Raw genomic sequence first — 15,325 nt, forward strand, 5'->3', positions numbered from 1 at the left:
ACCCGGTGCGGCCCCGGGTGCGGAGGAGCGGCGGGCCGCCGGCCCGGTGTCGCGCCGGTGTCACGTCCGTCACAAGGGAACAAGGTCCCCGGCCCCGCCCGTTGACCGGGCAGGAGGGACGAGGCAGAAAGGGCTTCCCCACCGCGCCATTGGAGGGCCTGACGTGCACCGCCGGCACAACGGACTGAGGACCGCCGTCCTGCTCGGCGGCCTCTCCGCGCTGATCCTGGTGATCGGCAGCTTCTTCGGCCGCACCGGCCTAGTGATCGCCCTGCTGGTCGCCCTCGGGACCAACGCCTACGCCTACTGGAACAGCGACCGGATCGCGCTGCGCGCCATGCGGGCCCGGCCGGTCAGCGAGTTCGAGGCGCCCCAGCTGTACCGGATCGTGCGTGAGCTCTCCACCTCCGCCCGCCAGCCGATGCCCCGCCTCTACATCTCCCCGACCCCGGCCCCGAACGCCTTCGCCACCGGCCGCAACCCGCGCAACGCGGCGGTCTGCTGCACGGAGGGCATCCTGCGGATCCTGGACGAGCGGGAGCTGCGGGGCGTGCTCGGGCACGAGCTGAGCCACGTCTACAACCGGGACATCCTGATCTCCTCGGTCGCCGGGGCGCTCGCCTCGGTGGTGATGTTCCTGGTGAACTTCGCCTGGCTGATCCCGTTCGGCCGGGACGATGACGACGACGGGCCGGGGCTGTTCGGGATGCTCGCCATCATGATCCTCGGGCCGCTCGCGGCCGGGCTGATCCAGATGGCGGTCAGCCGCTCCCGCGAGTACCAGGCCGACGCCGACGGCGCCCGGATCACCGGTGACCCGCTCGCCCTCGCGAGCGCCCTGCGCAAGCTCGACGCCGGTACCCGCCGGCTCCCCCTCCCGCCCGAGCCGCAGCTCCAGACGGCGAGCCACATGATGATCGCCAGCCCCTTCCGCCCGGGTGAGGCCGGCGCCAGGCTGTTCTCCACCCACCCCCCGATGGACGAGCGCATCGCCCGGCTGGAGCGGATGGCGGGGCAGGGCCGCTAAGGCGTGTCTGACAATTCCCGCCGGCCGGCGCCCCGGGCTAGCCGCCGGCCCCTCCTCAGGCCGTGGTCTCCTCGTAGGCCAGCCGCAGCCGGTGGATCCCCTCGGCCACCTGGGCCGGGCTCTCGGCGGCGGCGTAGCTGAGGCGCAGGTGGGAGGCCGGGGGTTCGGCGGCGTGGTACGGGCGGCCGGGGGTGAGCTGGACGCCGCGGCGCAGGGCGGCGGCGGTGAGCGCGCCGTCGTCGACGCCCTCCGGGAGGCGCAGCCACAGGTGGTAGCCGCCGGGGCGGTGGATGGTGAGCAGACCGGGCAGTTCGCGCTGCAGGGCGGCGACGGCGGCGGTGCGGCGGTCGCGCAGTTCGGCGCCGAGGGTGCGCAGGTGGCGGGCCCAGGCGGGGTCGGCGACCAGTTCCAGCGTCGCGTCCTGGAGCGGCCGGGGAACGAAGAAGCTGTCCACCACCTGGGTGGCCCGCAGCCGGGCCAGGGCCGGGCCGCGGGCGGTGAGGGCGCCGACCCGGAGGTTGGGGGAGGCGGCCTTGGTCAGCGAGCGCAGGTGCACGACGACGCCGTCCCGGTCGTCGGCGGCGAGCGGGCGCGGCAGCGCGGGGGCGTCCGCGTGGACCAGCAGCCGGGCGAAGTCGTCCTCGACCACGAACGCCCCGGCCGCGCGGGCGATCCGCAGGACCTCCTCCCGCCGGCGGGGCGAGAGGACCGCGCCGGTGGGGTTCTGGAACAGCGGCTGGCAGACGAAGACCCGTGCCCGGGTGGCGGCGAACGCGTCGGCCAGCAGGTCGGTGCGGACGCCGTCGGTGTCGATCGGGACGGGGACGGGCCGCAGCCCGGCGGCCCGGACGACGGCCAGGATGCCCGGGTAGGTCGGCGACTCGACCAGGACCGGCGAGCCGGGTGCGGCGAGCGAGCGCATGGCGACGGTGAGCCCGCTCTGCCCGCCGGAGGTGATCAGGACGTCCCCGGCTCCGATCGGCCCGCCGTGGCCGCCGATGTCGCGCGCGAACCAGGCGCGCAGCTCGGTGAGGCCGTCGGTGGGCGGGCGGTTCCAGGCGCCGGGGCGGCGGCCGGCCCGGGCGAGGGCGGTGGCGAGCAGGCGTTCGGGCAGCAGTGAGGCGTGCGGGTAGCCGCTGGTGAGGTCGATGACGTCGGGCGGCGGCACCCGGAGGGTGGCGAAGACCGGTTCGGCGAGCAGGTCGCGCGGGCCGGAGTCGGCGCTGAGCGTGACCTCCTGCCAGGAGAGGTCGCCGGTGCGGCCGGGCGGCGCGGTGGGGGCGGTCGGGGCCGCGGCGAAGGCGGCCGCCCGGAAGACCCCGGCACCCGGGCGGGAGACCACCAGCCCCTCGGCGACGAGCACCGCGATGGCACGGGAGACCGTCACCGGGCTGACCTGGTGGCGTTCCGTCAGCGCCCGGCTGGAGAGCAGCTTCCGTCCTTCCGGGTAGCGCTCGACCTCCCGTCGCAGGATGTCGGCGAGTTCGGCCACACTGCTACGCTCGTTCATGACGACACAAGATAGCGCTACCCGACAGCCGGCGATAGCACCTCACCGCGGCGCGGCCTCCGGCACCGCCCTCGCCGCCCTCGGCGTGGCCTCCTTCTCGCTCAGCTTCCCCGCCACCGCGTGGTCGCTGACCGGCTTCGGCCCGTGGTCCTCGACCGGGCTGCGCGGCGTCCTGGCCGGAGTGCTGGCCGCGCTCTACCTGCTGGCCTCCGCCGCCCCGCTGCCCAAGCGCCGGCACTGGCCCGGCCTGCTGGTGGTCTCCGGCGGCTGCGTGCTCGGCTTCCCGCTGCTGACCACGCTGGCCCTGCGCACCTCCTCGACGGCCCACTCGGCGGTGGTGATCGGCGTCCTGCCGCTGGCCACCGCGGTGGTCGCGGCGCTGCGCACCGGCCGACGCCCCTCCCGGGCCTTCTGGGCGGCCGCGCTGGCCGGGGCGGCGGCCGTCCTGGCCTTCACTCTGTGGCAGAGCCACGGCCGGCCGACCGTCGCCGACCTCTTCCTCTTCGCCGGGCTGCTGGTCTGCGCGGCCGGGTACGCGGAGGGCGGGCGGCTCTCCCGGGACCTCCCGGGCGCCCAGGTGATCGCCTGGGCGGTGCTGGCCGCGCTGCCCGCGATGCTGCTGACCTCGGGGTTCGGCCTGGCCGCCGAGCCGGTGCGGCTCGGGGCGAAGGCGGTGGTCGGGCTGGTGTACATCGCGGCGGTGTCGCAGTTCGGCGGGTTCGTGCTCTGGTACCGGGGGATGGCCGCGATCGGCGTGCCGAGGGCCAGCCAGCTCCAGCTCGCGCAGCCGCTGCTGACGCTGGTCTGGTCGGTGCTGCTGCTCGGCGAGGACCTGCCGGCTGCCGCGCCGGTCACGGCGGCGGCGGTGCTGGTCTGCATCGCCGTCACCCAGCGGGCCCGGAGCTGAGCGCGGGAGGGCGCCGGAGGGCGCCGGAGGGGGCAGCGGCGGCCGGGGCCGTACGGCCGATGCGCCGGGCGGCGCCGACCGTACGCCCCCGAACCCTCGCGGTGACCGGTTCGGAGCAGCCCTGCGCTCGTTAGGATGAGGGCGTGCCCGTCGGTCCGGGCGCCGCATCCGGAGGGAGTGGGCCGTCATGGCAGACGAGGGGCACGCCCCGGCGGTCGGGGACGCGCCGGCCCGGCGACGCGGCCAGGGCGAGCTGGAGGCGCAGGTGCTGGAGGTGCTCCAGCAGGCACCCGGCCCGGCCACCGCGGGATGGGTCCAGGAACGCCTGGAAGGCGACCTGGCGTACACCACGGTGATGACCATCCTGAGCCGGCTGCACGCCAAGAGCGCCGTCTCCCGGACCCGCTCCGGCCGCTCCTACCTCTGGCAGGCCTCCTCCGACGCCGCCGGCCTCGCCGCACTGCGGATGCGCCGGATGCTCGACGGGGAGGCGGACCGGGACGCCGTCCTGGCCAGTTTCGTCAGCGCGCTGCTGCCGCACGACGAGGACCTGCTGCGGGCGCTGCTCGACGCGGTGTCCGCCGATCCGGCAGCGGCCGACCGTGAGAGCTGACCCGTGGGCTTCTTCGTCTTCCTCCCGCTCATCCTGCCGCTCACCGCGGTCCCGATCGCGCGCCTGACCGAGCAGCACCTGCACCCGCGCGGTGCGGCCCGGCTGATGACCGTGATCAGCGCGGTGATGGCGGTGTGCAGCGTGCTCTGCCTCGGTCTGATCGGCGTCGTGGGCACCGCGCAGATCCCCGGCAACCCGCTGCCGGACAGCTGGTCCGACCCGGAGGTCCGGGCCGCCCTGCCGTACCACGAGACGGTCGGGACGGCCGCGATGTGGCTGCTGGTGCTGGTCGGCTTCGCCTGCGCCCGGACGGTCGTGCGGCACCTGCGGGTACGGGCCAGGGCCCGGCGGGCGCTGGCCGGGCTGCCCGTGGGGCCGGGGCCGTCCGCGGACCTCGCGGTGCTGCCGGACCGCAGCCCGTACGCCTACGCGCTGCCCGGCTCGCCCGGGCGGGTGGTGGTCTCCACCGGGATGCTGGACGGCCTGGCCGCCGACGAGCGGGAGGCGCTGCTCGCGCACGAGCGGGCGCACCTGCGCCACCGGCACCACCGGTACCTGCTGACCACCCAGCTCGCCGCCTGCGTCAACCCCTTCCTGCGGCCGATGCAGTACGCGGTGGCGTACAGCGCGGAGCGGTGGGCGGACGAGGACTCGGCGCAGATCGTGGGGGACCGCCGGATCACCGCACGGGCGGTGGCCCGGGCGGCGCTGGTCTCGCACGCCGCCCCGGCGCCCGGCTTCGCGTCTTTCGCCGCCCCGACCGCGGCGGCCGCGGCGGCCGGGCCGGTGCCGCGCCGGGTGGCCGCGCTGCTCGGGCCGGTGCCGACCGCCCGCAACTGGCCGCCGGCCAAGACCCCGGCGGGGCTGGCGGCGATGGTCGCCGCGATCGGTACCGCGGCGTCGGCGCTGTGCGCGCTCAACGCCGCGGTGGCCCTGCTGGTGGTGCTGAAGGCCGTCACCCCGCTGTAGGACGTCCTCGCCGGGGAGCAGTCCCGGCCGGGCGGTTCACAGCGTCGCGGCCAGCCCGTCGACGGCTTCCCCGGCCGCCGCGAGCGACTCGGCGGCGAGCGGCTCCAGGCCGTTCAGCGCGGGGATGTCCGCGGCCCGGGTGAGCTCGGCGGTGACCACGTGCAGGTGCTCCGCAGGGACCCCGAGGTTGCCGAAGTACGCCCGCAGGTACGGGAGCTGGAAGTCGAAGTGCTCACGCGGAGTGCCCGGCCCGTAGCCGCCGCCGCGAACGGCGACGACCACCACCCGGGTGTCGCGCAGCAGCCGCTCACCGCTGTCCGGGTCGAGGAAGACACCGGGGAAGGAGACCCGGTCGATCCACGCCTTGAGGCCGGTCGAGACGGTGAAGTTGTACATCGGGCTGCCGAGCAGCAGGGTGCCGGCCGCCCGGAGCTCCTCGATCAGCGGGCGGGTGAGCGCCCACTCGCGGGCCTCCTCCGGACCGTCGACCAGGGTGGCGACGTCGGCCGGCGGGAGCGGTCCCTTGCGCTCGGTCCGGCGGCCGAGGGCCTCGTAGGCGGCGCCCACCGCGGGCACCGGGTCGGCCGCGAGGTCGCGGTGCCGGTACCGGGCGGCGGCTCCGTGCCGGGCGCGCCAGGCGGTGGCGAAGCGGTCGGTCAGCGCGCGGCTGACCGAGCCGGCCGGGCTGATGCTCGAGTCCAGGTGGAGCAGCGTGCTGGAGGTCATGGCGTTCTCCTGGTCACCTCGGGGGAGGACGGATCGTCATAGCGGTGACGAGCCGGGCCGAGGAAAGGTGACCGATGGACCGGGACGGGATCGCGGGAGCGGCAGCAGGGGCGGCGGCGGCCGGTCGGGCGTCGTTCGGGACAGCGGCGGCCGGGGCGAGCCCGGCGGCGGAGGGGTGGGCCGCGCGGTTCGAGGCCGAGCGCGGCCGGCTGCGCGCGATCGCCCAGCGGATGCTCGGGTCGACGGGCGAGGCCGAGGACGCCGTCCAGGAGGCCTGGCTGCGGCTGGTCCGGACCGACCCGGCGGAGATCGGCAACCTGCCCGGCTGGCTGACCACGGTGGTCTCCCGGATCTGCCTGGACCTGCTGCGGGCCCGCGCCGCCCGCCGCGAGGAGCCGACCGGCGAGGCGCTGCCGGACGCGGCCGGCGGCGGGGCGGACCCGGAGCGGGAGGCGCTGCTGGTGGAGTCGGTCGGCCGGGCGCTGCTGGTGGTGCTGGACCGGCTGGGCCCGGCCGAGCGGGTCGCCTTCGTGCTGCACGACGGCTTCGCGGTGCCCTTCGAGCAGATCGCCCCGATCGTCGGCCGGACCCCGGCGGCCGCCAAGAAACTGGCCAGCCGCGCCCGGCAGCGGGTGCGGGGGACGGCCGTGCTGCCTTCCATGCCGCTGGCCGGGCACCGGCGGGTGGTGGAGGCCTTCCTGGCCGCCGCCCGGGACGGGGACCTGGCCGGGCTGCTGACCGTCCTGGCCCCGGACGTGGTGCGCCGGGCCGACCCGGCCGCGCTGCCGCCCGGCCGCCCCCCGGTGGCCCGGGGCGCCGAGACGGTCGCGCGGGAGACGACGGTCTTCGGACGCCGGGCCCGGTACGGCGCGGTGGCGCTGGTGGACGGGGCGCCCGGCATCCTGATCGCCCCGGACGGGCGGCTGCGGCTGGTGCTGCGGATGACGGTCGCGGACGGCCGGGTGGCCGGCTACGAGGTGGTCGCCGACCCGGCCCGGCTCGCTGCCCTCGACCTGGCCCTGCTGCCGGACCGGCCGGGCGGCGGGGCTGTCGGTCCGGTGGGCTGACCGGGCGGCCGAGACCAGGGGCTGGCCGGGCCCGGTGCGGGCCCGGTGCGGGCTCGGTCGGGTTCAGTCGGCGATCCGGACGAGCATCTTGCCGGTGTTGGCGCCGCGCAGCATGCCGAGGAAGGCGTCCACCGCGCGGTCGAAGCCGTCCACGACCGTCTCGTCCGGGACGACGGCGCCCGACCGCAGGTGCGGGACGAGGAAGTCGTACAGCTCGGCGCGGGCGTCCAGGTGGTTGCGCACCAGGAAGCCCTCCAGCCGCAGGCTCTTGCCGACCACGTCGTACAGGTTGCGCGGCGCGGGCGGCGGGTCCTGGAGGTGGTCGTACTGGGCGACCGCGCCGCACCAGGCGATCCGGCCGTGGTCGCGCAGGGCGCCGATGGCGGCCTCCAGGTGGTCGCCGCCCACGTTGTCCAGGTAGACGTGCAGCCCGTCGGGGGCGGCCTCGCGCAGACGCTCCGCGATCGGGCCGTCGTGGTAGTCGAAGGCGGCGTCGAAGCCGAGCCGCTCGGTGAGGCGGGCGGCCTTGGCCGCGGAGCCGGTGCTGCCGACGATCCGTCCGGCGCCGAGCAGCCGGGCGAGCTGCCCGGCGGCGGTGCCGACACCGCCGCCGGCCGCCGAGACGAAGACCGTCTCGCCGGGCTGGAGCCGGGCGACCCTGGTCAGCCCGACCCAGGCGGACAGACCGGTGCCGCCGAGCACCGAGAGGTGGGCGCTGAGCGGGACGCCCGCGAAGTCGGGCAGCGGCTGGGCGCGCTCGGCGGTGACCACCGAGTGGGTGCGCCAGGCCTGGCGGTGCTGGACGAGGGTGCCGACGGGCAGGGCGTCGGCGCGGGACTCCACCACCCGGCCGAGGGCGCGGCCCTCCAGCGGGGCGTGCAGCGCCCAGCCGCCCTCGTCCATCTCCTCGCGCATGTACGGGTCGACGGACTGGTAGAGGTTCTCGACCAGGGCCTCGCCCGCCGCGAGCGCTGGGACGGCCTCCTCGACGTAGGCGAAGTTCCCGGCGGTCGCGGCGCCGTCGGGGCGGGAGACCAGGTGGACGGCGCGGGCGGTGGGACGGGACATCGTGGGCGCTCCGGACGGTGGGATCGGGTGGGGAGGGGCACGGCTGGGCCGGTTTCGGTGGGCCGGGGCCGGGCGGGTCGTCACCACCGTAGGAAGCGCGGAAGCGGCCGGGCAGGGGCCGCAGCCGATGGAACGGCCTCTTCCATGAGCAGGATCGATGGATCGGCGGCTAGATTCGGGCCATGACCGATCTCGCCCCGCACGAGCTGCGGATCCTGGTCGCGGTCGACGAGGAGCAGAGCTTCACGGCGGCCGCCACGCGCCTGGGCACCACCCAGTCCGCCGTCTCGCACGCCGTGCGCGCCTGCGAGCGGAAGCTCGGCGCGGTGCTCTTCGACCGCGGGCGCCACGGCGCGCGCCCCACCGGTGCCGGCGCCCGGGCGGTGGCGTACGCCCGTCGGATCCTGCGGCTGCTGGACGCGATGGGCCCCGAGGTGCGCGGCGCGGGAGCGGACGGTCCGCTGACCGGGACCCTGCGGATCGCCGCCTTCCGCAGCGCCGCCGCCCACCTGCTGCCGCCCGTCCTGGCCCGGCTCGCCGAACGCCACCCCGGACTCGGCACGCACGTGCGGATCGTGCGGGAGATCGGCCGAGGCACCGCCGGGGAGGTCGCCGACGGTCGCGCCGACCTCGGGCTGGCCACCCTGGACGCCGCCGGCCCGCCGCCCGCCCCGGGCCTGGTCGCGGTGCGGCTGTACGAGGAGTCGTACGCGCTCGCGCACCCGCAGGGCCACCCGGCGCCGCGCGAGCTCCCGCTGGTCGACTGGGACGAGAACTGCGGCTCGTACACCCGGGACTGGTGGCGGCGGCAGGACTGGATCCCGCCCGCGACCGTGGACGTGGAGGACGACACGGTGGCCCTGTCGCTGGTCGCCCAGGGCCTCGGGATGGCGATCATGCCCCGGACCGCCCTGCTCGGCGCCCCGGCCGGCCTCGCCGTCACCGACCTCGGGCCGTGCCCGCCCAGCCGCTCGGTCGGGTACGTCACCACCCCCGAGCTGGCCGGGACGGCCGCCGTCCGGGCGCTGATCCGCGAGCTGCGGGAACTCCCGCTGCCGGCCGGGCTCGGGGCGGTCCGGGCCGCCGCGGCTCAGCCCGCGCTGTCCGCGTCGTCCCCGACGGCCTCCCGGAGTGTGCGGAACTCCTCGGCCAGCCCGTCCAGCGTGTAGTGCGCGTTGAGCCCGCTGGGGTTGGGCAGTACCCACACCCGGGTGTCGCCGATCCCCTCCGGCTGGCACCCGATGGCGGCCCGCCGCTGCCCGAACGCCGTCCGGTAGGCGCCGATCCCGAGCACGGCCAGGACCCGCGGGCGCAGCCGCAGCACGCGGTCGCGGAGCGCGGCGCCGCCCGCGCGCAGTTCCTCGGCGGTCAGCTCGTCCGCCTTGGCGGTGGCGCGCGGGGCGACGTTGGTGATGCCCAGGCCAAGGTCGAGCAGCTCCCGCTGCTCGTCCGGGCGGTACTGGCGCGGGGTGAAGCCGGAGCGGTGCAGGGCGGGCCAGAAGCGGTTGCCGGGCCGGGCGAAGTGGTGCCCGGTGGCGCCGGACCACAGGCCCGGGTTGATGCCGCAGAACAGCACCCGCAGCCCGGGCCCGGCGATGTCCGGGATGGTGGTGTCCTTGGCGGCCAGCAACTGCTCGGCGGTGGGCTTCATCGGTGCGCTCGGCTTCACCCGGCCAAGTCTGCCGTGCCCTCCGCCCGCGCCGTACGGCGGTTGCGCAGCCACCGCAGGCCGAACACCACCACGGCCGCGTACGCCCAGCCGACGAAGACGTCGATGATGAAGTGCTCCGCGCCGTAGACCAGGGTGAACGTCATCGCGAGCGGGTAGGCGACCAGCACCGCCCGCAGCCACGGCCGCGCGGTGGGCCAGAAGAAGAACAGCAGCATCGCCGGGTACGCGGAGTGCAGCGAGGGCATCGCGGCGACGTCGTTGGCGAACTGGCTGCCGTTCTCCAGCAGTGAGTCGGCCTGCGGCAGACCGCTCACCGAGATCACCTCCCAGACCACCCGGGTCACGTGCGGCAGGTTGCCCTCCTGGGCGACCAGCCACGGCGGGTCGGCCGGGTAGAGCAGGTAGGTGGCGAAGCCCGCGAAGGTCAGCGTCAGGTAGCAGGCGAGCAGTTGCCGGAACCGCTGGTGCGCGCGCCGCCAGAGCACCGCGAGCAGGAGGAAGACGACGAAGAAGTGCGACAGGTAGACGCCCACCGCCGCGTAGTCGTACCAGTGCGGCGAGCCTGGGGTGTAGAGGGCGTGCTGGAGGCGGACGGTCCAGGTCTCGCCGAAGCCGAGCACCTCGTCGAAGCGCAGCTGCGGCAGCCAGTGCGGGGCCCACGGGGTGTGCGCGCCGTAGCCGCGCAGCAGTGAGTACGCCCACACCACGGCCATCACCGGCACCCAGTCGCGCAGGACCAGGAGGAAGCCGCGGGGGCCGTGCCCGCTGTGCACGGCGGCGGTGAGCAGGGCGCCGATCAGCCACAGGAACAGCACGTCGTTGGCCGCCGGGATGCCTTCGGTCCGCAGGAACCAGCCGAAGGCGACCAGGTAGAGCGGCCAGGCCAGGAAGCGGAGTCTCGACCAGCCCGTCACGCGGGGGCGGGGCGGGGGCACCGGGCGCGGTTGTCCGGCCCGCGCGGAGGGCGGGGCCGGAGGGAGGGTCTTGGTCATGTGCACCGAAAATAGCAAGTCAAACTTGGAGGATTCTGGGTGAAGTATGACCGGATCGTAAGAACGCCGGGTCCGGCCTGCGGCGTGGCCGGTATCCCGGCCCGCTTCCCAGTCTGCTTCCCGGCTCGGCGCGCAGCCTTTTCCGTGACCTGTGCCGTGGCCTGCTGCGGGGCCCGGTGCTCGGTCACGCCACGATCCCCAACTCGTGCGGACTGTTGTTGAAGCGCCGTCCGCCGGCCGGGGTGACGGTCACGATGTCCTCGATCCGCACCCCGAACCGGCCCGGCAGGTAGATCCCGGGCTCGATCGAGAAGCACATCCCGGGCACCAGCGGCCGCTCCTCGCCCTCGACCAGGTACGGCGGTTCGTGCGTGGTGGTGCCGATGCCGTGCCCGGTGCGGTGGATGAAGTACTCGCCGTAGCCGCCCTCGGTGATCACCCGGCGGGCGATCCGGTCGATCTCCTGGCACGGGACCCCGGGGCGGACGGCCTCGAAGGCGGTCTGCTGGGCGACCCGGACCAGGTCGTGGACCTTCCGCACCTCGGCCGGGACGTCCCGGCCGACGTGCACCGTCCGGGTGGTGTCGGAGCCGTAGCCGTCCTTGAGGCCGCCGAAGTCCAGCACCACGGTGTCACCCGTCCGGATGACCCGGTCGTCGGCCTCGTGGTGCGGGTCGGCGCCGTTGGGGCCGGACCCCACCACGGTGAAGTCGACCCGGCTGTGCCCGTACTGGATGAGCAGGGCGCCGAGGTCGGCGGCTACGTCCGTCTCCCGGCGCCCGGCGAAGTCGACCTCCAGGATCCCCCGGTAGGCGGCGTCCGCGGCGCCGCCGGCCGCGGCCAGGCGCTCCAGTTCCTCGGTCTCCTTGACCGCGCGCAGCATCGGCAGGCTCTCGGTGAGCGAGGTGAAGGAGACGCCGGGCAGCGCGGCCTGGAAGCCGAGCAGGTGCATCGCCCAGGCGTTGTCGGAGACGCCGTACCGTCCGGCCGGATCGAGCAGCGGGCCGGCCGTGGCGAACGGGTCCTCGCCGTCGGACCAGTCGAGCAGCCGGACGGCCCGGGCGCCGACCGCCTTCTCGGCGTCCGGGCGCTCCAACACGGGGACGACCAGGCAGGGTTCGCGCCCGGCGGTGAGGACGAGGGCGGTCAGCCGCTCGGTGGTCGCGGTGGGCGTGTAGCCGCACAGGTAGGTCAGGTCCGGGCCGGGGGCGACGACCAGCCCGGCCAGCCCGGCGGCGGTCGCCTCGGCGGCGGCCCGGGCCATCCGGGTGGTGTGGTCCTCGACGGTGAAGGGTCGGGGCACGACGGTTCCTCCTCTGGGCGGGCGGGATCTGCCGGAACTCCATCCTGCGCGAATTCCGCCGGCTCCTCGCCGGCTCGGCGAAGTACCGCCGGAACAGCGCCTCGACGCGGGCCGGGTACGCGGTCCCGGCCGGGCGGCACTCCCGTTCGGCCCCCGGGGCGTGCCGTACCCGGCCGCTCCACCCGGCCAGTCCACCCGGGCGCCGGGGTCGCCGCATGCGGCACGCATCCGAGTGGGTGACCGGCCGCGGGCGCCGGGCCAGGTCCGCCCACGGCCCCGGCGGGTGGCGGCGCCCAGCCTGCTCTACGGTCTCCGGCCGGGCACGGAATCATAAATTTCGGGTCGACTGTCGGCGCGGTGGGACACCATGTCCGGCATGCCCTACGAACTCCAGGCCCTGATAGGAACATTGGAGCTGCTGACGGTGGCGGCGGCGGAGGTTCCGACGGCGCGGGTGGTGCCGCTGGCCCAGGGGTTGGCGCTGATCCCGGTCACCTCCGCCGTCCTCGCCGCGCTCCAAGGCGACGGCAGCGTGCGGAAGCCGGTCGCCGGGGCCGGGTTCGGCTGGCACTCGGACGGCTTCGAACTCCGGCTGGCCGCCTGGTCGAAGGCAGGCCCGGTCGTCTGCGTGGAGGCCGAGTACTTCGGCGGCAGCGGCACCCAGCGCGCGGCGGTCTGGGCGGACGGCCGGGTCGTCCTCGGCCCGCTCACCATCGGCGAGTTCGAGCCCGTGCCGCCCGAGGGCACCCCGATCTCCCGCGCCCTGCGGTGGATCGGCGCGCGCACCGGGGAGGGCGGGACGGACGAGTTCGCCTCGGTCGGCCTCGGCGCGCACCGCAGCACCGGGAGCTGGGTGCCGGGCGACTGAGCCCGCCCACACCCCGTCCCCCCGCCAGCCGCGCTTCGTCGGCCGCGCCCCGCCGACGCGAACGGCCCCGCCCCCGAACCCGGGAGCGGGGCCGTACCGTTCGAGCCGCCGACCGGGGGCCGGCGGCGGTCCGCGATCAGCGGTAGTTCACGTACTGGATCGCGAAGTCCAGGTCCTTGCCCTTGAGCAGGGCCTGGACGGCCTGGAGGTCGTCGCGGCTCTTCGAGGTGACGCGCAGCTCGTCGCCCTGGACCTGAGCCTTGACGCCCTTCGGGCCCTCATCACGGATGATCTTCGCGACCTTCTTCGCGTCCTCCGTGGTGATGCCTTCCTTGATGTCGGCGAAGATCTTGTACTCCTTGCCGGAGAGCTGGGGCTCGGCGGCGTCCAGAGCCTTCAGCGACAGGCCGCGCTTGACGAACTTCGTCTGCAGCACGTCGAGGATGGCGCGCACGCGCTCCTCGCCGTTGGCCTTCATCTCGATCTTTTCGCCGGAGCGGCTGATCTCGCCGCCGACGCCCTTGAAGTCGAAGCGCGTCGCGATCTCACGGGAGGTCTGGTTGATCGCGTTGTCGACCTCCTGCCACTCGACCTTCGAGACGATGTCGAAACTGGAGTCGGCCATGGGTGTTGGTCTCCTTGATGCTCTGGCTTCACTGACACGGCCCGCCCCACGGGGCGTCCGCCGTCCCAGCCTATCCAGCGCCGCCCCGCCCCCGCCCGCGGCGGCCACGCGGCGTTCCTTGATCATCGCGTGATCTATCGAGTGGCGGAGCACCCCCCGGCATCGGGTATGGTTTACCACGTCGAACGGGGCGAACACCCCCGGGAAACGAAATCCTGGCTGGTTGCCCGAGCGGCCAAAGGGAGCAGACTGTAAATCTGCCGCGCAAGCTACGCAGGTTCGAACCCTGCACCAGCCACAGGATAGAGAAGCGGTCCCTGACCTGCGGAAACGCAGGTGAGGGGCCGCTTTTTCGTTGGGTTGACATGCAACGATGCCATGATCCCCTTTGGGTGGCTTGCCCTACTTCGCACCACTCGAATCCCAGTGCCGACCAGCGCATACGGACCAGCTGCGGACCAGGATCCGGGGCCGACGGCGCCGGCTCATGGTCCTGGACTTGGATGACTCCGGCCCCGTACCAGTAGGCCTGCGGCTCCCTGCGGGCCTCGATCCCCAGGAAGAAGCCGGGCTTCGAGGCCGACAGTAAGCTCCCATCGGGCCCCGAGCTGGCAGAGCATTTCGGAGTGGCGCGTGGCAGAGCGGATAAGCCGCTCGACCTGCTCCGCACCGAGGGGCTTATCGTGACCCCGACTGGGAGCGGCCCCTGCGCGCGAGAGGGCACGTATCGGCCGCACCTGGAGGCGGCTTGGGGCAGCAGGTGGCGTCCGCTCCGGCAGGCCGGCGCCGGAGTCCATCACGGACCCCATGGCGGTGCCGGTCTTGGCCGACGGGCGCTAGGACGAGGCCGCCCTCCGGCAGCGCGGCCGCGGCATCGCCCTGACGAACGCCGGCGGGATCGCGCACTCGGTGGAGATGCCGGCCGAGCTGGGTCTCGTCCAGAAGGCGAGCGTCCAGGGCAAGGTCCACCGGGCGTCCAGCCTGTTCAAGCTGTACATCCTGAACCGGGCGGAGGCCTTCTTCGGCTTCTACCCGCTCCGCGAGCGCACCGTGTCGATCGACGACACCGCCCACACCTTCTACGACGTGACCGGCTCGCAGTACGTCCAGCAGGCCCAGATGTGGTTCGACAGCGTGTGGTCCACGATCGCGTGCGAGCGGCAGCCATGACCGCCACCCCTCAGCAACTCGCCGACGTGCTGCAACCGGTGAAGCACGTGCTCCTCGACTTCGAGGGCCCGGTGTGCTCGGTCTTCGCCGGCCTCCCGCCCCGGAGGTCGCACGCCGACTCCGCGAGGGCCTGCTCGCTGCGGGCGACCAGGCCCCGGCTCGGGCGGAGGAGGAGAGCGACCCGCTCGCCCTGCTCCGCCTGGTCGCGTACGCCCGCCCCGATCTCACGGCGAGCACCGACGCCGCACCGGCCGCGCTGGCGGCCGAAGCCGTCCGGGCCGCCCGCCCGACCTGGGCGGTGAATCGGTTCTCCATGCCTATGCCCGCTCCGGCTGCCTGGTCTCCGTGGTCAGCAACAACGCGGGCACTGCCATCGAGGCCTACCTCACCGAGCACGGCCTCAGCGACTGCGTGGCCGGCGTCTTCGGGCGCGCCCCGGGCGACCCCTCCTCCATGAAGCCGAACCCGCGCCTCCTGCTGGAAGCGATGGAAGCCGCGGGCACCAAGCCGGAGCACTGCGTCTTCATCGGCGACGCGGCACGCGACGTCGAGGCTGGGGAGTTCGCCAGCGTCCCGACGATCGGCTACGCCAACAAGCCGGGGAAGGACACCAAGCTGGCCGCTGCCGGTGCAATCGTCGTTGTGAGCTCAATGGAGACGATTGCAGAGGCTCTGCTTGAAGCCGTTGAGTAGCCAGTGAGCTGTAGACGGCTCTAGGGCCTGTGTGATGTCGTGATCAATCTTCGGGTTCTGCCCCGCCCCGGGGCAGAACCGGGTAGGACTGTTGGTTGTGACGCGCAGGCAACTC

Annotated in this window: 16 protein-coding genes and 1 tRNA gene; 10 read left to right on the plus strand and 7 right to left on the minus strand. The window is 74.7% G+C overall.

Translation table 11 applies throughout. The features are described from left to right. Positions 1-163 precede the first annotated feature (163 nt). Complete coding sequence (htpX, locus tag ACFQ6N_RS36140; protein ID WP_380658286.1) at positions 164-1,027, plus strand: zinc metalloprotease HtpX; 864 nt, start codon at positions 164-166, stop codon at positions 1,025-1,027. A gap of 55 nt (positions 1,028-1,082) precedes the next feature. Here the strand turns inward: htpX and ACFQ6N_RS36145 are convergent, their stop codons facing one another. Beyond that, complete coding sequence (locus tag ACFQ6N_RS36145; protein WP_380658288.1) at positions 1,083-2,537, minus strand: PLP-dependent aminotransferase family protein; 1,455 nt, start codon at positions 2,535-2,537, stop codon at positions 1,083-1,085. Here ACFQ6N_RS36145 and ACFQ6N_RS36150 point away from each other — a divergent pair. The 3 genes from ACFQ6N_RS36150 to ACFQ6N_RS36160 all read left to right on the plus strand — a co-directional run bounded on the left by ACFQ6N_RS36150 (position 2,536) and on the right by ACFQ6N_RS36160 (position 5,026). Further along, on the plus strand, positions 2,536-3,444 hold the full coding sequence (locus tag ACFQ6N_RS36150; protein WP_380658290.1) for a DMT family transporter: 909 nt from the start codon (positions 2,536-2,538) through the stop codon (positions 3,442-3,444). The genes ACFQ6N_RS36145 and ACFQ6N_RS36150 overlap by 2 nt on opposite strands. A gap of 187 nt (positions 3,445-3,631) precedes the next feature. Then, positions 3,632-4,057 carry a BlaI/MecI/CopY family transcriptional regulator gene (locus ACFQ6N_RS36155; protein ID WP_380658293.1) on the plus strand — a complete coding sequence of 142 codons (426 nt, stop codon included), beginning with the start codon at positions 3,632-3,634 and terminating at the stop codon, positions 4,055-4,057. Positions 4,058-4,060: 3 nt separating this feature from the next. Next, positions 4,061-5,026 (plus strand): M48 family metalloprotease, encoded by a 966-nt coding sequence (locus tag ACFQ6N_RS36160; RefSeq protein ID WP_380658296.1) that lies wholly within the window; start codon positions 4,061-4,063, stop codon positions 5,024-5,026. 36 nt (positions 5,027-5,062) lie between these two features. Here the strand turns inward: ACFQ6N_RS36160 and ACFQ6N_RS36165 are convergent, their stop codons facing one another. Continuing rightward, on the minus strand, positions 5,063-5,752 hold the full coding sequence (locus ACFQ6N_RS36165) for an FMN-dependent NADH-azoreductase (protein ID WP_380658298.1): 690 nt from the start codon (positions 5,750-5,752) through the stop codon (positions 5,063-5,065). Positions 5,753-5,826: 74 nt separating this feature from the next. Here ACFQ6N_RS36165 and ACFQ6N_RS36170 point away from each other — a divergent pair, with 74 nt between their 5' ends. Continuing rightward, positions 5,827-6,819: a sigma-70 family RNA polymerase sigma factor gene (locus ACFQ6N_RS36170; protein WP_380658300.1), complete on the plus strand. Its 993-nt coding sequence runs from the start codon at positions 5,827-5,829 to the stop codon at positions 6,817-6,819. Positions 6,820-6,882: 63 nt separating this feature from the next. On the opposite strand, the gene ACFQ6N_RS36175 is transcribed toward ACFQ6N_RS36170, so the two are convergent. Further along, a complete protein-coding gene (locus tag ACFQ6N_RS36175) occupies positions 6,883-7,887 on the minus strand; it encodes an NADP-dependent oxidoreductase (RefSeq protein WP_380658302.1) in 1,005 nt (334 codons plus the stop codon). A 182-nt stretch (positions 7,888-8,069) separates the two neighbouring features. Between ACFQ6N_RS36175 and ACFQ6N_RS36180 the strand changes: the two genes are divergently transcribed. After that, complete coding sequence (locus tag ACFQ6N_RS36180) at positions 8,070-9,056, plus strand: LysR family transcriptional regulator (RefSeq protein ID WP_380658303.1); 987 nt, start codon at positions 8,070-8,072, stop codon at positions 9,054-9,056. Here ACFQ6N_RS36180 and mug read toward each other — a convergent pair. The 3 genes from mug to ACFQ6N_RS36195 form a co-directional block, all read right to left on the minus strand. Further along, positions 8,978-9,538, minus strand: a complete 561-nt coding sequence (gene mug / locus ACFQ6N_RS36185; RefSeq protein ID WP_380658319.1) for a G/U mismatch-specific DNA glycosylase — start codon at positions 9,536-9,538, stop codon at positions 8,978-8,980. The two genes, ACFQ6N_RS36180 and mug, sit on opposite strands and share 79 nt — an antisense overlap. A gap of 14 nt (positions 9,539-9,552) precedes the next feature. Next, positions 9,553-10,551, minus strand: coding sequence for a phosphatase PAP2 family protein (locus ACFQ6N_RS36190; protein WP_380658305.1), 999 nt, complete (start codon positions 10,549-10,551; stop codon positions 9,553-9,555). Positions 10,552-10,735: 184 nt separating this feature from the next. Then, the gene (locus ACFQ6N_RS36195; RefSeq protein ID WP_380658321.1) at positions 10,736-11,815 is read right to left on the minus strand and encodes a M24 family metallopeptidase; all 1,080 of its coding nucleotides are present in this window, start codon (positions 11,813-11,815) and stop codon (positions 10,736-10,738) included. Between the two features lie 415 nt (positions 11,816-12,230). Between ACFQ6N_RS36195 and ACFQ6N_RS36200 the strand changes: the two genes are divergently transcribed. Then, a complete protein-coding gene (locus ACFQ6N_RS36200) occupies positions 12,231-12,722 on the plus strand; it encodes a hypothetical protein (RefSeq protein WP_380658306.1) in 492 nt (163 codons plus the stop codon). Positions 12,723-12,858: 136 nt separating this feature from the next. Here ACFQ6N_RS36200 and ACFQ6N_RS36205 read toward each other — a convergent pair whose 3' ends face one another. After that, complete coding sequence (locus tag ACFQ6N_RS36205; protein ID WP_380658308.1) at positions 12,859-13,347, minus strand: YajQ family cyclic di-GMP-binding protein; 489 nt, start codon at positions 13,345-13,347, stop codon at positions 12,859-12,861. Positions 13,348-13,564: 217 nt separating this feature from the next. On the opposite strand from ACFQ6N_RS36205, the gene ACFQ6N_RS36210 reads away from it, so the two are divergent. The 3 genes from ACFQ6N_RS36210 (at position 13,565) to ACFQ6N_RS36220 (ending at position 15,210) form a co-directional block, all read left to right on the plus strand. Further along, positions 13,565-13,645: transfer RNA gene (locus ACFQ6N_RS36210), tRNA-Tyr, on the plus strand. Between the two features lie 617 nt (positions 13,646-14,262). After that, a complete protein-coding gene (locus tag ACFQ6N_RS36215) occupies positions 14,263-14,517 on the plus strand; it encodes a hypothetical protein (RefSeq protein ID WP_380658309.1) in 255 nt (84 codons plus the stop codon). Between the two features lie 345 nt (positions 14,518-14,862). Continuing rightward, positions 14,863-15,210 carry an HAD family hydrolase gene (locus tag ACFQ6N_RS36220; protein ID WP_380658311.1) on the plus strand — a complete coding sequence of 116 codons (348 nt, stop codon included), beginning with the start codon at positions 14,863-14,865 and terminating at the stop codon, positions 15,208-15,210. The last annotated feature ends 115 nt before the right edge of the window (positions 15,211-15,325 follow it).

The organism is Kitasatospora sp. NPDC056446 (assembly GCF_042796115.1).
Taxonomy (GTDB): Bacteria; Actinomycetota; Actinomycetes; order Streptomycetales; family Streptomycetaceae; genus Kitasatospora.